21 protein-coding genes and 2 pseudogenes are annotated in these 25129 nt (G+C 71.0%); 11 read left to right on the top strand and 12 right to left on the bottom strand.

The window, feature by feature from the left end:
* Position 1: 1 nt before the first annotated feature.
* Together gabT and JL475_RS06605 are read left to right on the top strand one after the other, a co-directional pair.
* Positions 2-1336 carry a 4-aminobutyrate--2-oxoglutarate transaminase gene (gene gabT / locus JL475_RS06610; RefSeq protein ID WP_202276343.1) on the top strand — a complete coding sequence of 445 codons (1335 nt, stop codon included), beginning with the start codon at positions 2-4 and terminating at the stop codon, positions 1334-1336.
* Between the two features lie 437 nt (positions 1337-1773).
* Positions 1774-2454: a phosphatase PAP2 family protein gene (locus JL475_RS06605; RefSeq protein WP_202276341.1), complete on the top strand. Its 681-nt coding sequence runs from the start codon at positions 1774-1776 to the stop codon at positions 2452-2454.
* Here the strand turns inward: JL475_RS06605 and JL475_RS06600 are convergent.
* From JL475_RS06600 to JL475_RS06570, 7 genes and pseudogenes are all read right to left on the bottom strand, one after another.
* Positions 2381-2674, bottom strand: a pseudogene (locus JL475_RS06600) (chitinase); the annotation flags it as partial. The gene JL475_RS06605 and the pseudogene JL475_RS06600 overlap by 74 nt on opposite strands.
* Before the next feature lie 72 nt (positions 2675-2746).
* Positions 2747-4150, bottom strand: a complete 1404-nt coding sequence (locus JL475_RS06595) for an FAD-binding oxidoreductase (RefSeq protein ID WP_202276339.1) — start codon at positions 4148-4150, stop codon at positions 2747-2749.
* 6 nt (positions 4151-4156) lie between these two features.
* Positions 4157-4966: an ABC transporter permease gene (locus JL475_RS06590; RefSeq protein WP_202276337.1), complete on the bottom strand. Its 810-nt coding sequence runs from the start codon at positions 4964-4966 to the stop codon at positions 4157-4159.
* Positions 4967-5899, bottom strand: coding sequence for an ABC transporter permease (locus JL475_RS06585; protein ID WP_202276335.1), 933 nt, complete (start codon positions 5897-5899; stop codon positions 4967-4969).
* Entirely contained in the window at positions 5899-7074 is a 1176-nt protein-coding gene (locus JL475_RS06580) for an ABC transporter ATP-binding protein (protein WP_202276333.1), read from the bottom strand. The genes JL475_RS06585 and JL475_RS06580 overlap by 1 nt, the downstream gene beginning before the upstream one ends.
* A 4-nt stretch (positions 7075-7078) precedes the next feature.
* Entirely contained in the window at positions 7079-8326 is a 1248-nt protein-coding gene (locus JL475_RS06575; RefSeq protein WP_202276331.1) for a spermidine/putrescine ABC transporter substrate-binding protein, read from the bottom strand.
* 20 nt (positions 8327-8346) lie between these two features.
* Positions 8347-9912 (bottom strand): gamma-aminobutyraldehyde dehydrogenase, encoded by a 1566-nt coding sequence (locus JL475_RS06570; RefSeq protein WP_202276329.1) that lies wholly within the window; start codon positions 9910-9912, stop codon positions 8347-8349.
* Positions 9913-10135: 223 nt separating this feature from the next.
* Between JL475_RS06570 and JL475_RS06565 the strand changes: the two genes are divergently transcribed.
* Positions 10136-10723: an NADAR family protein gene (locus JL475_RS06565; protein WP_202276327.1), complete on the top strand. Its 588-nt coding sequence runs from the start codon at positions 10136-10138 to the stop codon at positions 10721-10723.
* A gap of 14 nt (positions 10724-10737) precedes the next feature.
* On the opposite strand, the gene JL475_RS39810 is transcribed toward JL475_RS06565, so the two are convergent.
* Entirely contained in the window at positions 10738-11613 is an 876-nt protein-coding gene (locus JL475_RS39810) for a DUF4190 domain-containing protein (RefSeq protein ID WP_237406380.1), read from the bottom strand.
* A 3-nt stretch (positions 11614-11616) separates the two neighbouring features.
* Here JL475_RS39810 and JL475_RS06555 point away from each other — a divergent pair.
* Both JL475_RS06555 and JL475_RS06550 read left to right on the top strand, forming a co-directional pair.
* A pseudogene (locus JL475_RS06555) lies at positions 11617-12833 on the top strand (adenosine deaminase).
* Positions 12834-12886: 53 nt separating this feature from the next.
* Positions 12887-13591: a glycerophosphodiester phosphodiesterase gene (locus JL475_RS06550; protein ID WP_202276323.1), complete on the top strand. Its 705-nt coding sequence runs from the start codon at positions 12887-12889 to the stop codon at positions 13589-13591.
* A gap of 165 nt (positions 13592-13756) precedes the next feature.
* On the opposite strand, the gene JL475_RS06545 is transcribed toward JL475_RS06550, so the two are convergent.
* Positions 13757-15196 (bottom strand): gamma-aminobutyraldehyde dehydrogenase, encoded by a 1440-nt coding sequence (locus JL475_RS06545; protein WP_202276321.1) that lies wholly within the window; start codon positions 15194-15196, stop codon positions 13757-13759.
* A 181-nt stretch (positions 15197-15377) separates the two neighbouring features.
* Here JL475_RS06545 and JL475_RS06540 point away from each other — a divergent pair, with 181 nt between their 5' ends.
* The 6 genes from JL475_RS06540 to JL475_RS06515 all read left to right on the top strand — a co-directional run bounded on the left by JL475_RS06540 (position 15378) and on the right by JL475_RS06515 (position 21217).
* Complete coding sequence (locus JL475_RS06540) at positions 15378-15896, top strand: Lrp/AsnC family transcriptional regulator (RefSeq protein ID WP_181383412.1); 519 nt, start codon at positions 15378-15380, stop codon at positions 15894-15896.
* Positions 15893-17281 carry an aspartate aminotransferase family protein gene (locus tag JL475_RS06535; protein ID WP_202276319.1) on the top strand — a complete coding sequence of 463 codons (1389 nt, stop codon included), beginning with the start codon at positions 15893-15895 and terminating at the stop codon, positions 17279-17281. Before JL475_RS06540 ends, JL475_RS06535 begins: the two co-directional genes overlap by 4 nt.
* A gap of 252 nt (positions 17282-17533) precedes the next feature.
* A complete protein-coding gene (locus JL475_RS06530; RefSeq protein ID WP_202276317.1) occupies positions 17534-18283 on the top strand; it encodes an ABC transporter ATP-binding protein in 750 nt (249 codons plus the stop codon).
* The gene (locus tag JL475_RS06525) at positions 18265-19680 is read left to right on the top strand and encodes a hypothetical protein (protein WP_202276315.1); all 1416 of its coding nucleotides are present in this window, start codon (positions 18265-18267) and stop codon (positions 19678-19680) included. The genes JL475_RS06530 and JL475_RS06525 overlap by 19 nt, the downstream gene beginning before the upstream one ends.
* Positions 19681-19791: 111 nt before the next feature.
* Positions 19792-20199 carry a VOC family protein gene (locus tag JL475_RS06520; protein ID WP_202276313.1) on the top strand — a complete coding sequence of 136 codons (408 nt, stop codon included), beginning with the start codon at positions 19792-19794 and terminating at the stop codon, positions 20197-20199.
* A 331-nt stretch (positions 20200-20530) separates the two neighbouring features.
* Positions 20531-21217, top strand: a complete 687-nt coding sequence (locus JL475_RS06515; protein WP_307824984.1) for an LAETG motif-containing sortase-dependent surface protein — start codon at positions 20531-20533, stop codon at positions 21215-21217.
* Between the two features lie 63 nt (positions 21218-21280).
* Here JL475_RS06515 and JL475_RS06510 read toward each other — a convergent pair whose 3' ends face one another.
* From JL475_RS06510 to JL475_RS06500, 3 genes are all read right to left on the bottom strand, one after another.
* On the bottom strand, positions 21281-22300 hold the full coding sequence (locus JL475_RS06510) for an ABC transporter ATP-binding protein (protein WP_202276309.1): 1020 nt from the start codon (positions 22298-22300) through the stop codon (positions 21281-21283).
* Positions 22301-23902, bottom strand: a complete 1602-nt coding sequence (locus JL475_RS06505) for an iron ABC transporter permease (protein ID WP_237406373.1) — start codon at positions 23900-23902, stop codon at positions 22301-22303.
* A 68-nt stretch (positions 23903-23970) separates the two neighbouring features.
* Positions 23971-25059 carry a thiamine ABC transporter substrate binding subunit gene (locus JL475_RS06500; protein ID WP_202276303.1) on the bottom strand — a complete coding sequence of 363 codons (1089 nt, stop codon included), beginning with the start codon at positions 25057-25059 and terminating at the stop codon, positions 23971-23973.
* Between the last annotated feature and the right edge of the window lie 70 nt (positions 25060-25129).

Raw genomic sequence — 25129 nt, 5'->3', positions numbered from 1 at the left:
CATGACCGCACTTCCGCAGGAGCGCCGCGTCGTCACCGCCATCCCCGGCCCGAAGTCGCAGGAGCTGCAGGCCCGTCGTACCGCCGCGGTCGCGCAGGGCGTGGGCTCGGTGCTGCCCGTGTTCGCCGCGCGGGCGGACGGCGGGATCATCGAGGACGTCGACGGCAACCGGCTGATCGACTTCGGCTCGGGCATCGCGGTGACCTCCGTCGGCGCCTCCGCCGAGGCCGTCGTACGCCGTGCCTCCGCCCAGCTCGCCGACTTCACGCACACCTGTTTCATGGTCACGCCGTACGAGGGGTACGTGGCCGTGGCCGAGGCACTCGCCGAGCTGACGCCCGGCGACCACGCCAAGAAGTCGGCGCTGTTCAACAGCGGTGCCGAGGCCGTCGAGAACGCCGTCAAGATCGCGCGGGCCTACACCAAGCGGCAGGCGATCGTCGTGTTCGACCACGGCTACCACGGCCGCACCAACCTCACCATGGCGCTGACCTCGAAGAACATGCCGTACAAGCACGGCTTCGGCCCGTTCGCGCCCGAGGTGTACCGCGTCCCGGTGGCCTACGGCTACCGCTGGCCGACCGGCGCCGAGAACGCGGGCCCGGAGGCCGCCGCGCAGGCGATCGACCAGATCTCCAAGCAGGTCGGCGCGGAGAACGTGGCCGCGATCATCATCGAGCCGGTGCTCGGCGAGGGCGGCTTCATCGAGCCGGCCAAGGGCTTCCTGCCCGCGATCAGCAAGTTCGCCACCGACAACGGCATCGTCTTCGTCGCCGACGAGATCCAGTCCGGCTTCTGCCGCACCGGCCAGTGGTTCGCGTGCGAGGACGAGGGCATCGTCCCGGACCTGATCACCACGGCGAAGGGCATCGCCGGCGGCCTCCCGCTGGCCGCCGTCACCGGCCGCGCCGAGATCATGGACGCCGCGCACTCGGGTGGCCTCGGCGGCACCTACGGCGGCAACCCGGTGGCCTGCGCGGGCGCGCTCGGCTCCATCGAGACGATGAAGGAGCTGGACCTCAACGCCAGGGCGAAGAACATCGAGGCGATCATGAAGGCCCGCCTCAACGCCATGGCCGAGAAGTTCGACATCATCGGCGACGTCCGCGGCCGCGGCGCGATGATCGCCATCGAGCTGGTCAAGGACCGTACGACCAAGGAGCCGAACCCGGAGGCGACCGCCGCGCTCGCCAAGGCCTGCCACGCCGAGGGCCTGCTGGTCCTGACCTGTGGCACCTACGGCAACGTGCTGCGCTTCCTGCCGCCGCTGGTCATCGGCGAGGACCTGCTGAACGAGGGCCTGGACATCATCGAGCAGGCGTTCGCACGCGTCTGATCAGGCGTTCGCGCACATCCGGTCCGTCGCAGGAGCGGGTGGGCCGCCCCGGATTCCCCCCCATCGGGGCGGCCGGCGGCAGAGCGTGTGAAGAACGTGTGCGGGGTGGATGACAGGTGCCCGTCGGCCCTGTCGCGGGCCCACCCCCTGCCGTAGGTTCTACCGAGATGAGAGACACACCCGCTCACAGGGAACTGTGAACGGTTCGGGCCGAGGCCTCCCCAGCTTCGACCTGGTCGTGCCCTCGCGCACACCACCGGATCCTCCGGGTTCCGGGTCTCCTCACCGATCGGACGGTCGCCCGCCCCACACCCCCCGGGGCGCGCGACGTTCCGATCCGAGCGGACGGCCACAGACCGACCGTTCCCCGAAGGGCCGACGCAGCTCCCCCCCTTGCGTCGGCCCTTCGGCATCGCCGTACCTGCGAAGCTGTGCACGTGTCGTCCTCCCGGGTTTCCCTCCTTCTCGTCTGGCTCGTCGGTCTTCCGGCTCTGCTCCTCTCGCTGATCACCTGGCAGGTCGTCAGCCACGGTCCGCTGCTGGGCCTGGACCGGGACGTCAGTGATGCTCTGCTGCATCCGGACCGGGGCTCCGAGCTGCTCGCGGACCTCGGGAACGTGCAGGTCGCGGTTCCGGTGCTCGTGGCGGTGCTCGGGTACGCGGCCTGGCGGGGGCGGGCCGCGGGCAGGGACCGGTGGTGGCCTGCGCCCCTCGGGGCGGCGGGGTTGATGGTGCTGGTGCCGGTGTTCGTCGTGCCGCTCAAGGCGTGGACGGCCCGGCACGGCACGGCGGCCGTGCCGCCCGGGACCGGCTACTTCCCCTCCGGGCACACGGCCACCGCCGCCGTCGCCTACGGTGCCGCGGCGCTCGTGCTGCTGCCCTGGCTGCGCACGGCCACGGCCCGCCGCGTCCTCGTCACCGTCTGCGCCGCCCTCGTGCTCGGTGTGTCGTACGGGCTCGTGCGGCGCGGCTACCACTGGCCCCTGGATGTCGTGGCCAGCTGGTGCCTCGCCTCCGTCCTGCTCACCGCACTGTGGCTGCTGCTCAGCGGCCCCGGCCGAAGCAGGCGCCGAAGCCTTTCCGGACCTCCCGGCCCCCGAAGAACCGGCACCGGTTGACCGACCACGTCACCAGACCGCACAGGGCCGACCAGGCGCCGTGGGTGGTGTACGAGCCGCAGTTCGCCTTCTTGGTCGGGCAGTCCGGGGTCTTGGTGACCTCGGACGGGGAGATGTATCCGTTACCCGCGTTCGCGGGTGCCGACATGCCGATCGCCACCTCATCGGGGCGCAGGGGCGGGAAGACGTTCTTCGCGTGCCCGGCCACCGGGAACGCTGTCCCTCCCCTCATCGCGCACGCGCGGGGCGCGTCGCGAGAGGGGAAGTCTCCCAGGAGGTCTTCCCCCGGACCTCAGCTGTCGAAGCCCAGCCCCAGCCGGTCCAGTGTGCGCAGCCACAGGTTCCGGCGCCCGCCGTGCGTGTCGGCTCGGGCCAGGGACCACTGGGTGAGGGCGATGCCGGTCCAGGCGAACGGCTCGGGCGGGAAGGGCAGGGGTTTCTTGCGGACCATCTCCAGTTCGGTCCGTTCCGTGCGCTCCCCCGCCAGCAGGTCCAGCATCACCTCGGCGCCGAAGCGGGTGGCGCCGACGCCGAGCCCCGTGTAGCCCGCCGTGTAGGCGACCCTGCCCCGGTGGGCGGTGCCGTGGAACGCCGAGAAGCGGGTGCAGGTGTCGATGGCGCCGCCCCAGGCGTGGGTGAAGCGGACGCCCTCCAGTTGCGGGAAGCAGGTGAAGAAGTGGTCCGCGAGCTTCGCGTGGGTCCGAGGTCGGTCGTCGTACTCGGCGCGCACCCGGCCGCCGTACGGGTAGACCGCGTCGTAGCCGCCCCACAGGATGCGGTTGTCGGCGGTCAGCCGGAAGTAGTGGAACCGGTTGGCGGTGTCCGCGAGCCCCTGCCGGTTCCGCCAGCCGACGGACGCCAGCCGGTCGGCGGTGAGCGGCTCGGTCATCAGGGCGTAGTCGTAGACCGGGACGGTGTAGGCGCGGGCCCGTCGGACCAGGCTGGGGAAGACGTTGGTGCCGAGCGCCGCGGTCCGGGCGCGGATCTGCCCGTGGGGGGTGCGTACGGCAAGGCCGGCGCCGTCCGTGCGCAGGCCGAGGGCGGGGGTGTGCTCGTACACCCGGACGCCGAGGCCGAGGCAGGCCCGTTTCAGCCCCCAGGCGAGTTTCGCCGGATGGAGCATGGCCACGCCCCGGCGGTCCCACAGGCCGGCCCGGAAGGTGGGCGAGTCGACCTGGGCGCGGACCGCGTCGGCGTCCAGGAACTCCACGCCGTCACGGAGCCCCCGGCGGTCCATCTCCTGGTACCAGTCCCGCAGTTCCCGTTCCTGGTGGGGCTCGGTGGCGACGTCGATCTCACCGGTGCGTTCGAAGTCGCAGTCGATGGCGTGGCGGGCGACCGTCTCCTCGATGGCGTCGAGGTTGCGGGCGCCCAGGCGCTCCAGCCGGTGGATCTCGTCGGGCCAGCGGGCCAGGCCGTTGGCCAGGCCGTGGGTGAGCGAGGCGGCGCAGAATCCGCCGTTGCGGCCCGAGGCGGCCCAGCCCACCTCCCGCCCCTCGACCAGGACGACGTCCCGGTCCGGGTCCCGCTCCTTGGCGATCAGTGCCGTCCACAGTCCGCTGTAGCCGCCGCCCACGACCAGCAGGTCGCAGGTCTCGGCGCCGGTGAGGGCGGGCTCGGGCCGCGGCCTGCCGGGGTCGTCCAGCCAGTACGCGAGGGGCCGGGCCTCTGCGAGGGATGCCGTCCAACGGCTCATGGTGACCTACGCCTTCTGCCGGTCGCGGCGCTTGCTGTGCCTGGTGAAGGCCATGGAGACCAGTACCAGCAGCACGGCGACGACGAACATGGCCGTACCGATGACATTGATCTGCACGGGCGTTCCGCGCTGGGCGGAGCCCCAGACGAACATCGGGAACGTGACGGTGGAGCCCGCGTTGAAGTTGGTGATGATGAAGTCGTCGAAGGAGAGCGCGAAGGCGAGCAGCGCGCCCGCCGCGATGCCGGGCGCGGCGATCGGCAGGGTGACCCGCCAGAACGTCTGGAACGGGCCGGCGTACAGGTCCTGGGCGGCCTGCTCGAGGCGCGGGTCCATGGACATCACCCGGGCCTTGACGGCGACCACGACGAAGCTGAGGCAGAACATGACGTGGGCGATCAGGATCGTCCAGAAGCCCAGCTGGGCACCCATGTTGAGGAACAGGGTCAGCAGGGACGCCGCCATCACCACTTCGGGCATCGCCATCGGCAGGAAGATCAGCGAGTTCACGGCGCCGCGGGCGCGGAACCGGTAGCGGACCAGCGCGAACGCGATCAGCGTGCCGAGCAGGGTGGCGCCGAGGGTCGCCCACAGGGCGATCTGGAGACTGAGCGCCAGGGATTCGCACATGCCGGAGACCCCGCACGGGTCCCGCCAGGCGTCCGTGGAGAACTTCTGCCACTGGTAGTTGAAGCGGCCCTTCGGGTTGTTGAAGGAGAACACGGTGACGACGACGTTCGGCAGCAGGAGGTACGCGAGCGTCAGCAGTCCCGCGATGACGACGAGACGGCTCTTGAGCCAGTTGACGATGGTCATTTACACCAGATCCTCCGTGCCGGACCTACGGATGTAGAACGTGACCATGACGAGGATCGCGGCCATCAGGATGAACGAGAGCGCGGCGGCCGTCGGGTAGTCGAGGACGCGCAGGAACTGCGACTGGATCACGTTGCCGACCATGCGGGTGTCGGTGGAGCCGAGCAGGTCCGCGTTGATGTAGTCGCCGGTGGCCGGGATGAAGGTCAGCAGCGTGCCGGAGACGACACCCGGCATCGACAGCGGGAAGGTGACCCTGCGGAAGGTGGTCGAAGGCCTGGCGTACAGGTCGTTCGCCGCCTCGTGCAGCCGCGGGTCGATGCGCTCCAGCGAGGTGTAGAGCGGCAGGATCATGAACGGCAGGAAGTTGTACGTCAGACCGCAGACGACGGCGAGCGGTGTGGCCAGCACCCGGTCGCCCGCCGTCCAGCCGAGCCAGGCGGTGACGTCCAGGACGTGCAGGGTGTTCAGGGCGTCGACCACCGGGCCGCCGTCGGCGAGGATCGTCTTCCAGGCGAGGGTGCGGATCAGGAAACTGGTGAAGAACGGCGCGATCACCAGGATCATGATCAGGTTCCGCCAGCGTCCCGCGCGGAAGGCGATCAGGTACGCCAGCGGATAGCCGAGCAGCAGGCACAGCACGGTCGCGGAGGCCGCGTAGAGCACCGAGCGGACGAACTGCGGCCAGTACGTGGACAGTGCGTCCCAGTAGACGGCGAAGTTCCAGGTGACCCGGTAGCCCTCCTCCAGGGACCCCGTCTGGACGGAGGTGGAGGCCTGGTAGATCACCGGCAGCGCGAAGAAGACGACCAGCCATAGCAGGCCGGGCAGCAGGAGCAGGTACGGCGTCCAGCGGCCCCGCCTGCGCGGCGGTCTCTTCTCCTTCGTCTCCGGGGCGGGCGCCAGGGGCGGCGCCTCGGTGGCCGTGGCCATCAGGCGACCTCACCCTCGACGGGCTCGACCGTCTCGACGCCCGCGTCCGCATCCTGCGCGGCGTCCAGGCCGAAGGTGTGCGCCGGGTTCCAGTGCAGGACGACCTCGGCGCCGGGCACCAGGCGGTCGTCGCGGTCGATGTTCTGGACGTAGACCTCGAACGCGGTGCAGACCGGGCTGTCGACGACGAACTGCGTGGAGACACCGATGAAGCTGGAGTCGACGATCCGGCCGGTGATCCGGTTGCGGCCCTCGGGGATCCGTCCGGCCTCGTCCGCGTGGGTGAGGGAGATCTTCTCCGGGCGCACCCCCAGCAGCACCTTGCCGCCGGTCGTGGTGGGACCGCTGTTGCGCGCCGAGGGCAGGACGAGCTTGCCGCCGCCCGCCTTCAGCACGAGGTCGTCGCCGGACCTGGAGTCGACCTCGGCCTCGATGAAGTTGGACGTGCCCAGGAAGTTGGCGACGAAGGTGGTGCGCGGGTTCTCGTACAGGTCGGTGGGCGGACCGAGTTGCTCGACGCGGCCGACGTTCATCACGGCGACCGTGTCGGCCATGGTCATGGCCTCCTCCTGGTCGTGCGTGACGTGCACGAAGGTGATGCCGACCTCGGTCTGGATGCGCTTGAGCTCCAGTTGCATCTGACGGCGCAGTTTGAGGTCGAGGGCGCCGAGCGGCTCGTCGAGCAGCAGCACCTCGGGATGGTTGATCAGGGCGCGGGCCACCGCGACGCGCTGCTGCTGGCCGCCGGAGAGCTGGTGCGGCTTCCTGCGGGCCTGCTCGCCGAGCTGGACGAGCTCCAGCATCTCCTCGACCGGCTTCTTCACCGACTTGATGCCGCGCCGGCGCAGGCCGAAGGCGATGTTCTCGAAGATGTCGAGGTGCGGGAAGAGCGCGTAGGACTGGAAGACGGTGTTCACCGGCCGCTTGTACGGCGGGAGCGCGGTGACGTCCTGGTCGCCGAGGTGGACGGTGCCGGCGGTGGGTTCCTCCAGGCCGGCGATCATCCGCAGGGTGGTGGTCTTGCCGCAGCCGGACGCGCCGAGCAGGGCGAAGAAGGAGCCCTGGGGCACGGTCAGGTCGAGGGGGTGCACGGCGGTGAACGCGCCGTAGGTCTTGCTGATGCCGGTGAGGCGGACGTCCCCGCCGCGGGCGGCCGTGTCGTTCGTGGTCTTCATCTCGTCATGCCCCCGTGAGCTTCGCGAAGCTGGCTTCGAATGCCGTCTCTTCCTTGGAGTTCAGCGAACGGAAGGCACGGGATTTGGCCTGCATGGCCTGGTCGGGGAGGATCAGCGGGTTGTTCGCCGCGTCCTCGTCGATCTTCGCGAGCTCGTCCTTCACCCCGTCGACCGGACAGACGAAGTTGATGTAGGCGGCGAGCTCGGCGGCCGGCTTCGGCTCGAAGTAGTAGTCGATGAGCCGCTCGGCGTTGGCCTTGTGCCGGGCCTTGTGGGGAATCAGCATGTTGTCGCTGGACGTCATGTAGCCGCTGTCGGGGATCAGGAACTCGATGTCCGGGTTGTCCGCCCTGAGCTGGACGATGTCCCCGGCCCAGGCCAGGCAGGCGGCGAGGTCGCCCTTGGTGAGGTCGGAGGTGTAGTCGTTGCCGGTGAAGCGGCGTATCTGGCTCTTGTCGACGGCCTTCTGGATGCGGGCGACGGCCGCGTCGTAGTCGTCGGCGGTGAACTTCGCCGGGTCCTTGTCCATGTCGAGCAGGGTCATGCCCATGGTGTCGCGCATCTCGGTGAGCAGACCGACCCGCCCCTTGAGCTTCGGGTTGTCGAGCAGGTCGGAGAGGGCCTTCACCTCGATGCCGTCGAGTGCCTTCTTGTTGTAGGCGATGACGGTCGAAATGCCCTGCCAGGGATAGGAGTAGGCGCGGCCCGGATCCCAGTCGGGGTTGCGGAACTGGGCGGACAGGTTGGTGAAGGCGTTCGGGAGACGGGCCGGATCCAGCTTCTGCACCCAGCCGAGGCGGATCAGGCGGGCGGCCAGCCAGTCGGTGAGGACGATGATGTCGCGGCCGGTGTCCTGGCCGGCGGCCATCTGCGGCTTGATCTTGCCGAAGAACTCGGTGTTGTCGTTGATGTCCTCGGTGTACGTGACCTTGATGCCGGTGCGCCGGGTGAACGCGTCCAGCGTGGGGTGCCTGCGCCCGCTGTCGTCGACGTCCATGTACTCGGTCCAGTTGGAGAAGGCGACGGTCCTCTCCTTCTCCGAGTGGTCCTGCGCGGAGACGCCGCCCTGGGTGTTGCCGGCCGGGGGGATGCCGCACCCGCTCAGCGCTCCGAGACCGCCGACCGCGAGCGCGCCCCCGGTGGAGGCGCGCAGCAGGGAACGACGGGTCAGGGCTGCCCTGCCGTTGCGGAAGCTGCGCCGCATGGCGGCCGTCTGGGCCGGGGAGAGGCGGTCGGGCTCGTACTGCTCCATGCGCGTGGTGCCCTTTCGGGTCAGTGGCCGTGGGTCGGGCGGCCTGGCTGCGGTCGGTCCCCGAAGATCGTGCGGTGCCAGTCCTTGCGGACCACCGCCGTGTTGTCGAACATGACGTGCTTGATCTGGGTGTACTCCTCGAACGAGTACGCGGACATGTCCTTGCCGAAGCCGGACGCCTTGGAGCCGCCGTGCGGCATCTCGCTGATGATCGGGATGTGGTCGTTGATCCACACGCAGCCCGCCTTGATCTCGCGGGTGGCACGGCCCGTCCGGTACACGTCGCGGCTCCACGCGGAGGCGGCGAGCCCGTACGGCGTGTCGTTGGCCAGGGCGATGCCCTCGTCGTCGGTGTCGAAGGGCAGGACGACGAGCACCGGTCCGAAGATCTCGGACTGCACGACCTCGCTGTCCTGCGGCGCGTCGGCGATGAGGGTGGGGCGGTAGTACGCGCCGTGCTTCAGGTCCCCCTCCGGAGCCTCGCCGCCGGTCACCACCCGCGCACAGGCACGTGCCCGGTCGACGAATCCGGCCACGCGGTCGCGCTGGGCGTGCGAGATCAGCGGGCCGAGGTCGGTGCCCGGAGCGAAGGGGTCGCCGAGCCGCACGGTCTCCATCAGGGCCGCCGTGCGCTCGACGAACGCCTCGTAGAGGGGCCGCTGCACGTACGCGCGGGTGGCGGCCGTGCAGTCCTGGCCGGTGTTGATGAGCGCGCCCGCGACCGCTCCGTTGACGGCGGCGTCGAGGTCGGCGTCGTCGAAGACGACGAAGGGGGCCTTGCCGCCGAGTTCCAGGTGGATGCGCTTGACGGTGGCGGTGGCGATCTCGGCGACCCGCTTGCCCACGGCGGTCGAGCCGGTGAAGGAGGTCATGGCGACGTCGGGATGGCCGACGAGGTGTTCACCCGCCTCCTTGCCGGTGCCGGTGACGATGTTGATCACGCCGTCCGGGATGCCCGCGTCGGTGGCGGCCCGCGCGAACAGGAGGGAGGTCAGCGGGGTGAGCTCGGCGGGCTTGAGGACGACGGTGTTGCCCGCCGCGATCGCCGGGAGGATCTTCCACGCGGCCATCTGGAGGGGGTAGTTCCAGGGTGCGATCGAGCCGACGACGCCGATGGGCTCGCGGCGGACGTAGGAGGTGTGGTCACCGGAGTACTCGCCGGCGGACTGGCCCTGCAGCTGGCGGGCGGCGCCGGCGAAGAAGGCGATGTTGTCGATCGTCCCCGGGACGTCGAACTCACGGCTCAGCTTGAGTGGCTTGCCGCACTGCAGGGACTCGGCGCGGGCGAAGTCCTCGGCGCGCTCGGCGACGACGGCCGCGAACCGGTGCAGGGCGTCGGAGCGCTCACCGGGGGTGGCACCGGCCCACGCCGGGAACGCCTCGCGTGCCGCGGCGACGGCCGCGTCCACGTCGTCGGTGCCGGCGAGCGCGTAGGTGTGGACCTCCTGCCCGGTGGCGGGGTCGACGACCGTGTGCGTACGGCCCGAGGTGCCCTTCGCCGGACGTCCCGCGATGAACTGCGCCTCGTCCGCGAACCGGTCCTGGGCCGGGAATCGTTCCGGGGTGGCGTTGCCCGGGTTGTGCATGTCGCTCTCCTCCGTCTCCCCGAGGGGGCGGCGTGGCTCCAGCTCGATTTGAGTGCCGATCCTGACAGAGCAACGGGACTCCAACAAGTGATTCCGTTGTTGCCTTTTGGTTACGCGACGGAATCTGTCGACCGGGCGTCGAGGGGCGGCGGAAAAGGCGGGACGGGGTGTCGGTGGTGCGTGCCAGACTCGCGCGGGCAGGGAAGGGTTCACGGGGGTGGCGATGAGCGAAACGGTGGGGACCGTCGGTTCCAGGGAGACTCTGGTCGAGGCGCTGCGGGCCGGCCGGCGGGTCAAGTACCTGTACTTCTGGGGGCACCGGCCGCTGCCCGACGGCCGGATCGGGGCGAGCTGTCTGAGCCAGTGGTGGCCGTCGCCGTTCACGGTGGACGGCGTGACCTACGCGACCGCCGAGCACTGGATGATGGCGGCCAAGGCCCGGCTGTTCGCGGACCCGGAGGGGGAGCGGCGGGTGCTGGCCGCGGACCATCCCTCTCAGGCGAAGGAGGCGGGACGGCTGGTGCGGGGCTTCGACGAGGAGACATGGCGGCGGGAGCGGTTCCGCGTCGTCGTCGAGGGCAGCGTGCACAAGTTCACGGCCCACCCCGACCTGCGCGCCTTCCTGTTGAACACGGGCGACCGTGTGCTGGTCGAGGCGAGCCCGGTGGACCGGGTGTGGGGCATCGGACTCGCGGCCACCGACGAGAGGGCGGCGGACCCCGGCCAGTGGCGCGGCCCGAACCTCCTGGGCTTCGCCCTGATGCGGGCCCGCGCCCGCCTCCGGAAGAACCAGGGCGGGCCGGGGCTCTGAAGTGGTGTCCGGGGTCAGGAGGAGGACGTGAACAGGACGAGCGCGCCGAAGCCGACGCCCAGGACGATGCCGACCGCGCCGCAGATGAGGCCGGCCAGGGCGTATCCCGGGTTCGTGGCCTCGCCGCGGGCCGCCTTGCCCCGGCCCAGCGCGCTGAAGATCACGGCCATGACGCCGAGCACGATGGCCAGCGGCCAGAGGCAGAAGATCACGGCCGAGATGATGCCGAGCACGAGTCCGGTGACACCCATGCCGTTGCTCGGCATGGGCGTCATGCCGGTCCAGCCGTGGTAGCCCGGGGCGGGCGCGCCGCCGTAACCGGGCGGCTGCGGGGCCGGATAGCCGTAACCGCTCTGCGGGCCGCCCGGGTAGCCGTACGGAACCCGGCCGGGGCCGTCGGGGGCGACGGGCGGCGGCGGGAGCGGGTCGGCGACCGGGGGCGCGAAGGGGTTGGGGGCTGCCGCGCCGGGGCCGACGGGCGGTATCGGTGCCTGCGGGGTGGCGGGGCCGACCCAGGGCTGGGCGGGCGGCGGGGCGGGGTCGTCCATCGCGGGGAAGGACGTCATCGTCTGCTGCTCGTGCACGGAGGACGCGCCGGGGGCCGACGCACCGGTCGTACCCGCGCCGGAGGCCGGCGGGTCGAACTCCGGGAGCGCCCACGGGTCGACGGCTCCGGTGGAGTCCGGCGGTCCGGGTGCGACCTGCCCGCCCAGATCGATCTGCGTCACCGGGGGCGCCACGTCCCGCGGCGGGGCCTGGGGCGGCTGCGCCCGAGCGGCCCCGCTGTCGGCCGGCGCCGCCCACACGTCGTCATGGTCATGCGGGCTGCGGGGCGGTGTGCCGCCCGTCGTGCTCCCCCGCGCCTCCGGCACCTGCGCGTCGTCGGACATGCGCTGGACCCCCTCCGTCGAACGTCCCGCCATGTTACGACCCCCGCGCCCCGCCGGGCGCACCCGTCCTACGATGATCCCCGATCCACCGATCAGCCGATCACCCGCGTCCCGCCGCACACCGGCCGAGGACGCCGCTTGGGGGAGGAACAATGACCGACCACCTCGTCACGGCCACCGCAACACCGGGCCATGCCCCGCGTGCCTTCATCGCCGGACTGCCCAAGGCCGAACTGCACGTGCACCACGTCGGGTCCGCCTCCCCCCGCATCGTCTCGGAGCTGGCCGCCCGCCACCCCGACTCCAGGGTCCCCACCGACCCCGAGGCGCTCGCCGACTACTTCACCTTCACGGACTTCGCCCACTTCATCGACGTGTACCTGTCCGTCGTCGACCTGATCCGCACGCCCGAGGACGTCCGGCTCCTCACCTACGAGGTGGGACGTGAACTGGCCCGGCAGCAGGTGCGGTACGCCGAGCTGACCATCACCCCGTTCTCGTCGACCCGCCGCGGGATCGACGCGCGTGCCTTCATGGACGCGATCGAGGACGCCCGCAAGGCGGCCGAGGCCGAGTTCGGGACGGTGCTGCGCTGGTGCTTCGACATCCCCGGCGAGGCGGGTCTGGAGTCCGCCGAGGAGACGACGCGGCTCGCCACCGACGACCGGCTGCGCCCGGAGGGCCTGGTCTCCTTCGGCCTGGGCGGGCCCGAGATCGGGGTGCCCCGGCCGCAGTTCAAGCCGTACTTCGACCGTGCCATCGCCGCGGGCCTGCACTCGGTGCCGCACGCCGGTGAGACCACCGGCCCGGAAACGGTGTGGGACGCCCTGCGCGATCTGCGCGCCGAGCGGATCGGGCACGGCACCAGCGCCGCCCGGGACCCCGAACTGCTCGCGCATCTCGCCGAGCGGCGCATCGCGTTGGAGGTGTGCCCCACCTCCAACATCGCCACCCGCGCGGTCCGCACCCTCGACGAACACCCCGTCAAGGAGTTCGTCCGGGCCGGTGTCCTGGTGACCGTCAACTCCGACGACCCGCCGATGTTCGGCACCGACCTCAACCACGAGTACCTGATCGCCGCGCGGCTGCTGGACCTCGACGAACGGGGCCTGGCCGAACTGGCGAAGAACGCGGTGGAGGCGTCCTTCCTGGACCGACCCGCCAAGGCGAGGCTGGCCGCCGAGATCGACTCCTACACCACGTCCTGGCTCGCCCGCTGACCGCCCCGGCGAACCGGCCACCCCGTGACGAACCGACCTTGCGAAGGGCCGCCATGCACAACGTGACCGCCGTGGCCCACCGCGGCGACCCCTACCACGTCCGCGAGAACACGCTCGCCTCGCTGCGTTCCGCGCTCCACCGGGGCGCGGACGCGGTCGAGTTCGACGTACGCCTCACCCGGGACGGCGTGCCGGTGCTGCTGCACGACGAGACGCTGAAGCGGATCTGGGAGCACGACCGCCCGCTGCGGTCACTGTCCTGGGAGGAGGTGCGCGGCCTGACCGACGGCGGCGTGCCGACCCTGTCGGACGCGCTGTCGGCGACCGAGGGCAGCAGGGCCCTGCTGGACCTGCCGGGCGCCCCACACCCGCGGGCGGTGCGCCGGATCATGGACGTCGTACGGGAGCACGGGGCCCGGGACCGCGTGTACTACTGCGCGGGCGCCGCCACCATGCTCGCCGTGCGCGCGGTGGACCCGTCCGCCGAGATCGCCCTCACCCGCACGACGCTGGCCCCACCGCGCGCCGGCCTCCTGGAGGCGATCCGCCCGCGCTGGCTGAACTACCGCTTCAGCCTGGTCGACCGGGCCCTGGCCGACCGCGTCCACCGCGACGGCTACCTGCTGTCCGTGTGGACCCCGGACACCCGCCGCTCCATGCGCCGCCTGCTGGCGATGGGCGCCGACTCGATCACGACCAACCGCGTCGACCTCCTGTGCGCCCTGCGCGACGGCGGGACAGGCCACCCACGGTCATGAACGCCCAGCCGTGTCACTGCCCCCCGACCCGAAGGGGCGCGGGGCAGTGACACGTGCGGCTACCGCCACGTGGGCGCGACCAGCCACCTACAACCCGCGGCCTCCGACCGACGGAAGCCGAACGGCGCCCAGGAGGTGGTTCGTCCGGCTCTCCCCAGCGGAGCGCTACGCGTCCAGCGACGTCATCACGTGCTTGATGCGCGTGTAGTCCTCGAAGCCGTACCCCGACAGGTCCTTTCCGTAGCCCGACTTCTTGAAGCCGCCGTGCGGCATCTCCGCGACCAGCGGGATGTGGGTGTTGATCCACACGCAGCCGAAGTCGAGCTTCTTGGACATGCGCATCGCGCGGGAGTGGTCCTTGGTCCACACCGAGGAGGCCAGCGCGTACTCGACGCCGTTGGCGTACTCGACGGCCTGGTCCTCGTCGGCGAAGGTCTGGACGGTGATGACCGGGCCGAAGACCTCCTTCTGGATGATCTCGTCGTCCTGCTTCAGGCCCGAGACGACGGTCGGCGCGTAGAAGAAGCCCCGCTCCCCGACGCGCTTGCCGCCGGCCTCCACGCGCGCGTGCGCGGGCAGCCGCTCGATGAAGCCCTCCACCTGCTCGAGCTGGTGGGGGTTGTTGAGCGGACCGAAGAGAACGTCCTCGTCGTCGGGCATGCCGGTCTTGGTGTCGGCCGCCGCCTTGGCGAGCGCGGAGACGAACTCGTCGTGGATCGACTCGTGGACGAGGACGCGGGTGGCGGCCGTGCAGTCCTGGCCGGCGTTGAAGAAGCCCGCGACGGAGATGTCCTCGACGGCCTTGGCGATGTCGGTGTCCTCGAAGACCACCACCGGAGCCTTGCCGCCCAGTTCCAGGTGGACGCGCTTGAGGTCCTTGGACGCGGCCTCGGCGACCTGCATGCCGGCGCGCACCGAACCGGTGATGGACGCCATCGCCGGGGTCTCGTGCTCGACCATCATGCGGCCGGTGTCGCGGTCGCCGCAGATGACGTTGAAGACGCCCTTGGGCAGGACCGAGCCGAGGATCTCGGCGAGCAGGACGGTGGAGGCCGGCGTGGTGTCGGACGGCTTCAGAACGACCGTGTTGCCCGCCGCGATCGCCGGGGCGAACTTCCACACGGCCATCATCATCGGGTAGTTCCAGGGGGCGACCTGGGCGCAGACGCCGACCGGTTCGCGGCGCACGAAGGAGGTCAGCCCCTCCATGTACTCGCCGGCGCCCCTGCCCTCGAGCATCCGCGCCGCGCCCGCGAAGAAGCGGATCTGGTCGACCATCGGCGGGATCTCCTCGGTGCGGGTCAGCCCGATGGGCTTGCCCGTGTTCTCCACCTCGGCCGCGATCAGTTCCTCGGCGCGCTCCTCGAAGGCGTCCGCGACCTTCAGCAGGGCCTTCTGCCGCTCGGCCGGCGTGGTGTCGCGCCAGCCGGGGAAGGCCTCGGCGGCGGCCGCCATCGCGGCGTCCACATCCGCCTGCCCGGACAGCGGCGCGGTCGCGTACGCCTCACCCGTCACGGGGTTGACCACCTCGGTGGTCCGTCCGTCGGCGGCGTCGCGGAACTCACCGCCGATGTAGTTGCGCAGACGACGCAGCTCGGTACTCACTGCAGGCCCTCCTGGTGCTCCTCGTGGGTGTCCGAGGTGTCCAACCTCTGAGACACCCACCCTAGACGGACCGCTGACGTTTTCAACACCCCCACCCGCTCCGCACCTGCGAAATCCGCAAACTGAAACCCTTAAGACAACGGATTTCATCGAATGCGCCTTGCGAAACGGCCGAGACGTCGTGCACAGTGACCATGTGGCCAGTCGAAGCGCAGAACCGAGGGACTCCCGCGAGTCCAAGAACGGCGGCGGCCCACACCTGGACGCCGTCTCCCTCGCCATCATCGAGCAGCTCCAGGAGGACGGCCGACGGCCGTACGCCGCGATCGGCAAGGCCGTCGGTCTGTCGGAGGCGGCCGTGCGCCAGCGCGTCCAGAAACTGCTCGACCACGGCGTGATGCAGATCGTCGCCGTCACGGACCCGCTCACCGTGGGCTTCCGCCGGCAGGCGATGGTCGGTGTCAACGTCGAGGGGGACGTGGAGTCCGTCGCCGACGCGCTGAGCGCCATGGACGAGTGCGAGTACGTGGTGATGACCGCGGGCTCCTTCGACCTCATGGTCGAGATCGTCTGCGAGGACGACGACCACCTTCTGGAGGTCATCAACCGACGCATCAGGGCCGTGCCCGGTGTGCGCTCCACCGAGAGTTTCGTCTACCTCAAGCTCAAGAAGCAGACCTACATGTGGGGAACCCGATGATCGTGAGCACCGACAGCCCCAAGGATCCCAGCGACCTCAGCAGGTCCGCGTACGACCACCTGTGGATGCACTTCACCCGCATGTCCTCGTACGAGAACTCCCCCGTCCCCACCATCGTCCGCGGCGAGGGCACCCACATCTACGACGACAAGGGCAAGCGGTACCTCGACGGTCTCGCCGGCCTGTTCGTGGTCCAGGCAGGACACGGCCGCGTCGAACTCGCCGAGACCGCCTTCAAGCAGGCGCAGGAACTGTCCTTCTTCCCCGTCTGGTCCTACGCCCACCCCAAGGCCGTGGAGCTGGCCGAGCGGCTCGCCGACGAGGCCCCGGGCGACCTGAACAAGGTCTTCTTCACCACGGGCGGCGGTGAGGCGGTGGAGACCGCCTGGAAGCTCGCCAAGCAGTACTTCAAGCTGACCGGCAAGCCGACCAAGTACAAGGTCATCTCCCGCGCGGTGGCCTACCACGGCACCCCGCAGGGGGCCCTGTCGATCACCGGCCTGCCGGCACTCAAGGCCCCGTTCGAGCCGCTGGTGCCGGGCGCGCACAAGGTGCCGAACACCAACATCTACCGGGCTCCGCTCCACGGCGACGACCCGGAGGCGTTCGGCCGCTGGGCCGCCGACCAGATCGAGCAGCAGATCCTCTTCGAGGGCCCGGACACGGTCGCCGCGGTCTTCCTGGAGCCGGTGCAGAACGCGGGCGGCTGCTTCCCGCCGCCGCCCGGATACTTCCAGCGGGTCCGGGAGATCTGCGACCAGTACGACGTGCTCCTCGTCTCCGACGAGGTCATCTGCGCCTTCGGCCGCCTGGGCACGACGTTCGCCTGCGACAAGTTCGGCTACGTCCCGGACATGATCACCTGCGCCAAGGGCATGACCTCGGGCTACTCGCCCATCGGCGCGTGCATCGTCTCGGACCGCCTCGCCGAGCCGTTCTACCGGGGCGACAACGTCTTCCTGCACGGCTACACCTTCGGCGGCCACCCCGTCTCGGCCGCGGTGGCCGTGGCCAACCTCGACCTGTTCGCGCGCGAGGGCCTCAACCAGCACGTCCTGGACAACGAGGGCGCCTTCCGCTCGACGCTGGAGAAGCTGTACGACCTGCCGATCGTCGGCGACGTCCGCGGCAACGGCTTCTTCTACGGCATCGAACTGGTCAAGGACAAGCACACCAAGGAGACCTTCGACGACGAGGAGACCGAGCGCGTCCTGTACGGCTTCCTGTCCAAGAAGCTGTACGAGAACGGCCTGTACTGCCGTGCCGACGACCGCGGCGACCCGGTCGTCCAGCTCGCCCCGCCGCTGATCTCCGACCAGGAGACCTTCGACGAGATCGAGCAGATCCTGCGCGCCACGCTGTCGGAGGCATGGACGAAGCTGTGACCCACCGCTGCGATCCGCCGCCGTGATCCGCCACGGTGATCCGTCGCTGTGATCTTCGGCTGGAATGATCAATCACGGCCCCGGTGCCGCCCGTTCGAGTGAGAAACGGCGGTCCGGGGCCGCGTGCTGTCCGGCCTCCCGCCGCGTCCTGCCTAGCGTGCCCAGTGACCGATCGGCCTTGCCTTCGTTCCCCCGCATGGGGGATTTCACAGATCTCGCACGGCATTTCTGATCCGAACCGAGGTGTACGCCATGGTGGCCCCACCGGACAACGACGTGCTCTGGGCACGCGCCCTGAACTTCCGGCACAAGGACGGTTCTCCCGGTCTGAGCGGGGTCTCGCTCGGTGTCGGGGAAGGCGAGATCCTCGCCGTCGGGGGCCCTCGCGGCAGTGGAAAAACGACCCTGCTGCGGTGTCTCTCCGGACTGGTGCCCGTGCGCAGCGGCGAGGTCTGGTTCAACAGCGTGCCCGTGCACACGATGACCCCCGCCGCCCGCGAGCGGCTGCGCCGGGAACGCTTCGGCTGGATCGATCCTGCACCGGTACTCGTCCCCGAGCTGAACGTCTGGGAGAACACCGCCCTCCCCCTGATGCTGCGCGGCGCCGCCCGGCGCCAAGCCAAGTCGACGGCCATGGAGTGGCTGAAGCGCCTCGACATCGACGACCAGGCCCGCAAGCGCCCCGCGGACCTGGTGCACGCGGAGCGCCAGCGGGTCTGCATCGCCCGTGCCCTCGCCCCGGCCCCCTCGGTGCTGTTCGCCGACGAGCCGACCGCGCCGCTGCACCGCACCGACCGCCGGCACGTCCTGCGCGCGCTCACCACGGCGGCCCGTTCGCACGGCATCACGGTGCTCCTCGCGACCTCCGACACGGACGTCGCGGCCCTCGCCGACCGCACCGTCTCGCTGCTCGACGGGCGCCGGGTGCGCACCGTACACCTGCCTCCGGTCTCCGGGACCGTCGAGACGAAGGGCCGGGCCACGTGCTCGCTCTCCGTCTGACCCGAGGCGCCCGTCTCGCCGTCCAGCTGCGCCGCCTTCTGGTCGCAGTCGCCTCCGCGGGCACGGGCTTTCTGCTCCTGTGCACTCTCGGCCACGCGATCGGCCACCCGGACACGCCGTCCGCCTCACTGCTCCGGCTGGCCTGGTGCGCGGCCCCGCTGGCGGCCACGGTGTACCTCGCCGTCGCGGTGGCCCGGACCGACCCGGCGACCGGACCCCGGCCCGGGCTCTCGGCGCTCGGCCTCGGCCCCGTCCGGCTGATGGCCGTCTCCGCGACGACCACGGCCCTGGCCTGCACCCTGGGGTCGGTGGTCGCCCTCCTCGTCTTCCTCCAACTGCGCGGCGACCTCACCAGGATGCCCGTCGACGGAGCCGCCACCGAGTTCCTGGCCACGGGCAGGCCCCTGCCGCTCCCGGCGGCCCTGATGCTGCTGGCGCTGCTGCCGGTGAACGCGTCGGCGGCGGTGGCCTGGGCCCTGCGTCCACGCGAGCAGGCCACGGACGCGCCCCGTGCGGAGCGGGCCCCGGGCGCGTCCCCTGCGGGGCGGACCACGGGCGCGTCCCCTGCGGGGCGGACGTACGGACGCTTCGGCGCGTACCGGAGTACCGCGGAGCGGGAGACGTTCGGGGCGTACGGACGCTTCGGCAGGCACCTGGCGGCGGCGCCCCACGGCCGACGGCGACAGGAACCGGAGGCCGCCCCGGAGGAGACGCGGGTGCCGGTGCACGGGCCGGACGGTGCGAGCGACGGCCCCGCGCCGGCCGCCGGGGAGCCGACCGCCGTCCCGCCCGGCGCCCGCTCGGCACCGCCCGGCCTGCCCTGGGGCATCGCCGCGCTGGCCGCGGGACTGGCCGCAGGACTGGCCGTGGAGACCTACGCGAGCCGTGGCGGTGCCGCCGTCTCCCCCGGGGACCGGCCCGGGGCCCTGGCCGGACTGGCGCTGACCGTCGTCGGCCTCACCTTGATCGGCCCCGGTCTCACCCATCTGTGCGGCCGTCTGCTGCAGTCGGTCCGCCCGGGTGTCCTGCGGCTGCTGGCCGGTCGGATCCTCATGACGGAGGCCACCCGGATCGGCCGTCCGCTGGGTGTGGTCTGCGCCGTGCTGTCGGCCGCGTACGCCATGGGCCGGCACTACCACGCCGACGGCCTGTCAGCAGGGCCGCTCACCCTGCTCGGGGTGCTGGTGGTGACGGGCTGCACCGTGGCGACCCTGCTGACGGCCGCCGTCGAGGCCAAGCAGGCGCACGCCGGTACCACGGCCGCGCTGCTGCGTCTGGGCGCTCCCGCCTCGACCCCACGCCGGGCCGCGATTCTGAGGGCCGGCGCGCTCCTCGCCCTGTTCGGGCCGCTGACCGTGACCGCGGCCGGGTTGTCGGCGCTGCCCCTGTCCGTCTGAGGGGCGGGAGAACGCGAAGGGGACCTCTCCCGCCGGGCGATGAGTTCCGGGGCGGCCCCCGGTCTACCCGTCGAACACCGCGGAACCCGGCACTCCCAGGAGAGACCCGACATGTACCAGCAGATGATCTTCGTGAACCTGGCTGTCGACGACCTCGACGCCTCGAAGAGGTTCTTCACGGAGCTCGGTTACTCGATCAACGCGCAGTTCAGCGACGAGAACACCGCCTCCGTCGTGATCAGCGACACCATCGTGGCGATGCTGCACACCAGGCAGCGCTACGCGGAGTTCACGAAGAAGGAGATCGCCGACTCCGCGAAGACCAGTGAGGTGCTGCTGGCCCTGAGCTCCGAGAGCCGCGAGAAGGTCGACGAACTGGTCGAGAAGGCCGTCGCGGCGGGCGGCTCGGTCAGCGGCGAGACCCAGGACCAGGGCTTCATGTACGGCCGCGCCTTCGACGACCCGGACGGCCACACCTGGGAGATCGTGTGGATGGACCCGTCCGTCGTGGAGGGCTGAGGCGAGGCACGTGCGGCACGGCACGAGCGGGAGGGGGAGACGCTCCCCGCTCGTGCCGCCCTCCTTCCCGACGCCTCCGGAGCGGGTCGAGGCGGCTTCGGAGGCGTTGAAACGCCCGGGCGGGCAATGAAAAGGCAAAGCCATGTCCTGCTGTCGGCATATGCGTTGACACCACTTATGCGCCGCTTATAGACCTGGGAGCCTCGCGGGAGTGCTGATGCTCCGTCAACTCTCCGCCAACTCCCCGCACTTACGTATCCCGCAAAGGACAAACGTGGCATTTCTGCCCGTATCACGCCGTACGGCCTCGCGCCGTACCGTCGCACGTACCGTGCGCGCCCTCGGTGCCGTCTCCGCGTCGGCCGCGCTCACCGTCGGTCTCGCAGGCAGCGCGGCCGCCTGCGACATCATCGACTTCTCGGCCGAAGCCAAGTGCGTCGGTGACAACGGTGTCATCACCGTCACCGACGTGGACCCGGCCGGCGTCCCCGCCACCGTCACCGTGTTCCTGGAGAACAACGGCGCCGACGAGAAGAAGGTCGGCGAGCAGGTGGTCAAGGGCTCCCGCAAGGGCGTCACCATCACCTTCGAGGAGGACTGGAAGCCCAGCGCCGAGTACCGCATCCACGTCAAGGCCGCGCCCTACGTGGACGAGGACATCAAGCCGAACCTGACCACCCCGGCCACGGCCTGCAAGGGAGAGGAGGAGACCCCGGCTCCCGGGACCTCGGCTCCGAAGACCCCCGCTCCGGAGCCGTCGGCCTCCGCCTCGACCCCGGCCGAGGACTCGGAGGAGCCCGGCACGCCGAATCCGTCGGAGTCGGAGCCCGAGAGCCCCGCCCCGGCGGGCACCTCGGACAACGCTCCGTCGCCCGCCGTCGGTGACTCGAACCTCGCCGAGACCGGCGCGGACTCCAACACCGGTCTGATCGCCGGTATCGCGGTGGCCCTGGTCGCCGTCGGTGGCGGTGCGGTCTTCCTCGGCATGCGCCGTCGCGGGACGAGCAGCGACAGCTGACGCCTCACGCCGGCCGGACGGTCCGTCCCCGCCGGGGGCGGGCCGTCGCGCTTCTGCCGCGGGTCAGTCCAGTACGACGACCTCGGCCGCGTCGAACTCCACCCCGATCTCGTCCCCGACCTCCGGTGCCGCTCGGAGCGCGCAGGCGGCCTCCAGCCGGGGCGCCGCCTCGGGCTGGAGGCGGACCGCGACATGGGTGCCCCGGAAGGTGCGCGCGGTCACCGTGCAGCGCAGGCCCGTCTCGGCCGGGACCAGCCGGACCCCGGCGGGCCGGACGAGCAGTGTCCGCGTGCCCTGCGGGGTGGCCGCCGGCACCGGGACCTTGCCCCACGGCGTCACCGCGACGTCCGCGCCGACCGTCGCCTCGACCACGTTCTCGAAACCCAGGAAGCGGGCCACGAACGCGTCGGCCGGACGCTGCCACACCTCAAGGGGCGTACCGGACTGGGCGATTCGTCCGTCCCGCATCACCACGACCCGGTCGGCCAGCGCGAACGCCTCACCCTGGTCGTGCGTCACGGCGAGCACGGTGGTGCCCAACCGGCCGAACAGCTCACGCAGTTCGACGACCAGCCGCTCTCTGAGCGTCCGGTCGAGCTGGCCGAGCGGTTCGTCGAGCATCAGCAGCCTCGGGCTGGGCGCCAGGGCGCGGGCCAGGGCGACACGTTGCTGCTCGCCGCCGGACAGCGCCGCCACCGCCCGCCCGGCCGCCCCGGGGAGTCCGACGAGGTTCAGCAACTCCTCCACACGGCCGTCCTGTTCGGTCCGTGACGTGCCACGCATCCGCAGTCCGAAGGCCACGTTGCCGCCCACGTCCCGCTGCGGGAACAGCTGGTGGTCCTGGAACATCAGCCCGACCCCGCGCCGGTGCGCGGGCACGTCCGCCTGGTCGCGCCCGGCGAGCGAGATCCGCCCCGCGTCGAGGGGCTGCAGCCCGGCCACCGCCCGCAGCAGCGTGGACTTGCCGCTGCCACTGGGTCCGAGCACGCACACGATCTCGTGCTCGGCGACCCCCAGGTCGACGGCGTCCAGCACCGCCCGTCCGCCGAACCGGACGGTGGCGGCCTCGAGGCTCAACAGCATCTAGAACTCCCCGGATCGGTCGGTCCGCAGCCGCTCCAGCGCCAGCAGCGCCACCGCGCACACGATCATCAGAATCGTCGACAGGGCCATCGCCTGGCCGTAGTTGAGGTCCCCCGGCCGGCCGAGCAGCCGCGCCACGGCCACCGGCAGGGTCGGGTGGTCCGGCCGCGCGATGAACACCGTCGCGCCGAACTCGCCCAGCGACACCGCGAAGGCGAACCCGGCCGCGATGAGCATCGCCCGCCGCACCATCGGCAGGTCCACCTCACGCCAGGCCCGCCACGGCGACGCCCCGAGCACCGCCGCCGCCTCCCGCAGCCGTACGTCCACGGCCCGCAGCACGGGCAGCATGGTCCGCACGACGAACGGGACGCCGACCAGCGCCTGTGCGAGCGGCACCAGGATCCAGGAGGATCTCAGGTCCAGTGGCGGCTCGTCGAGAGCGATCAGGAACCCGAAGCCGACGGTCACGGCGGACACCCCGAGCGGCAGCATCAGCAGGGCGTCGAAGCCGCGCACCAGCCGCCCCGCGTCCCGCCGGGTGAGCGCGACGGACGCCAGGGAGCCGATCAGCACGGCGATGACGGTGGCCAGGGCCGCGTACTGCAGGGAGTTGCCGACCGCCTCGATCGGCGCGACCAGGAACACTCCCCCGTCGTCCCGGGTCAGCGCCCGGTAGTAGCCGGCCCCGGCGTCGCCGAAGGACCGTTCCACCAGCACCGCGAGGGGCAGGAGCAGCAGGACGGCGACGGTGGCGACGACCCCGGCGAGCAGCGCCCACTGCCCACCGCCGCGCGGCCGGCGTGCGGTCATGGAGGCGTCCACCAGGCGCAGCGCGGTCTCCCGCCGCCGTACGGTCCAGGCGTGCAGGGCGAGGATCGCGCCCACCGCGACGAACTGGATCATCGTCAGGACGGCGGCGGTGGACAGGTCGAAGATCTCCGAGGTCTGCCGGTAGATCTCCACTTCGAGGGTGGCGAAGGTGGGCCCGCCGAGGATCTGCACCACGCCGAAGGAGGTGAAGGTGAACAGGAAGACCATCAGCGCCGCGGCGGCCACGGCGGGCGCGAGCGCGGGCAGGGTGACGGTCCGCCAGGCCGTGAACCGCGAGGCGCCGAGCATCCGCGCGGCCTCCTCCTGGCGCGGGTCGAGCTGCCCCCAGAGTCCGCCCACGGTCCGCACGACGACGGCGTAGTTGAAGAACACGTGCGCGAGCAGGATCGCCCACACGGTGGTGTCCAGCCGGACGCCCCACAACTCGTCGAGGAGGCCGCCGCGCCCGACGAGCGCCATGAACGCCGTACCGACGACGACCGTCGGCAGCACGAAGGGGACGGTGACCACCGCCCGCAGCAGTTGTCTGCCGGGGAAGTCGAAGCGGGCGAGGACATACGCGCCGGGCAGGGCGATCACCAGGGTGAGGGCGGTGGAGACCAGCGCCTGCCAGGTGGTGAACCACAGCACCTGCCGGACGTCGGACTGCGCCAGTACGTCCCCGATCCGCCCGAGCTGCCAGACCCCGTCGGCCTTCAGACCGCGCGCGACGATCGCGGTGACGGGGTAGGCGAAGAAGACGGCGAAGAACGCGACGGGCACGGCCATCAGGCCGAGCCGCGCCGCACTCCCGCGCCACCGCCTCCGCCCGTGCCCTCGCACGGCGGCGGTCCGGCTCACTTCAGTACGAGCGAGGTCCACGACTTGACCCACTGGTCACGGTTCTCGGCGATCCTCGCCGGGTCCATCGTCTCCGGGTCCTTCGCCTGCGGCCCGTACTTCGTGAACTCCTCGGGCACCTGGGCGCCCTCCCGCACCGGGTAGACGAACATGTTGAGCGGCATGTCGGCCTGGAACTCCTTGGTGAGCAGGAAGTCGAGCAGTGCCTTGCCGCCCTCGGGGTTCTTCGCGTTGCTGAGCAGCCCCGCGTACTCGATCTGACGGAAGCAGGTGCCGTCGGCGACACCGGTGGGAGCGGTCGTCGGCTTCGGGTCGGCGTAGATCACCTCGGCGGGCGGGGAGGAGGCGTAGGACACCACCAGCGGCCGGTCCCCCTTGGCCTGCTTGCCGCCGGCCGAGCCGGAGAACTCCTCGTTGTAGGCCTGCTCCCAGCCGTCGACCACCTTCACGCCGTTGGCCTTGAGCTTCTTCCAGTAGTCCGTCCAGCCTTCGTCCCCGTACTTCGCGGCGGTGCCGAGGAGGAAGCCGAGGCCGGGCGAGGAGGTGGAGGCGTTCTCGACGACCAGGAGGTTCTCGTACTCGGGCTTGATCAGGTCGTCGAAGGTCTTCGGCGGGGTCAGATCGCGCTCGCTGAACCACTCCTTGTCGTAGTTGACGCAGACGTCGCCGGTGTCGATCGGCGTGACCCGGTGCTTGCCCTCGTCGACGCGGTACTCGGGAAGGATCAGGTCGGAACCCTCGGCCTCGTACGACTGGAACAGCCCGTTGTCGAGAGCGCGGGACAGCAGGGTGTTGTCGACGCCGAAGAAGACGTCGCCCTGGGGGTTGTCCTTGGTCAGGATCGCCTTGTTCACGGCCGATCCGGCGTCGCCGTCCTCCAGGACCTTGACCTTGTAGCCGGACTGCTTCTCGAAGGCGGCGATGACGTCCTTCGACGCGGCCCACGAGTTGTGGCTGACGAGGGTCACGGTCCCGGACCCGCCGGACCCGGACTCCTGGTCGTCGCCGCCGGACGAGCCGCAGGCGGACAGGGTGACCAGGCCCAGCCCGACGGCCAGGATCGTGACCTTCTTGGTGATGCTCACCGGATTCACCGGATTCCTCCTGGGGGTGACCAGGAAGAGACGCGGCCCTGTCCGGGACCCCTCACGGGTG

Source organism: Streptomyces sp. M2CJ-2 (assembly GCF_016757295.1).
Lineage (GTDB): Bacteria > Actinomycetota > Actinomycetes > Streptomycetales > Streptomycetaceae > Streptomyces.
This window is presented reverse-complemented; position numbering and strand designations above follow the sequence as displayed.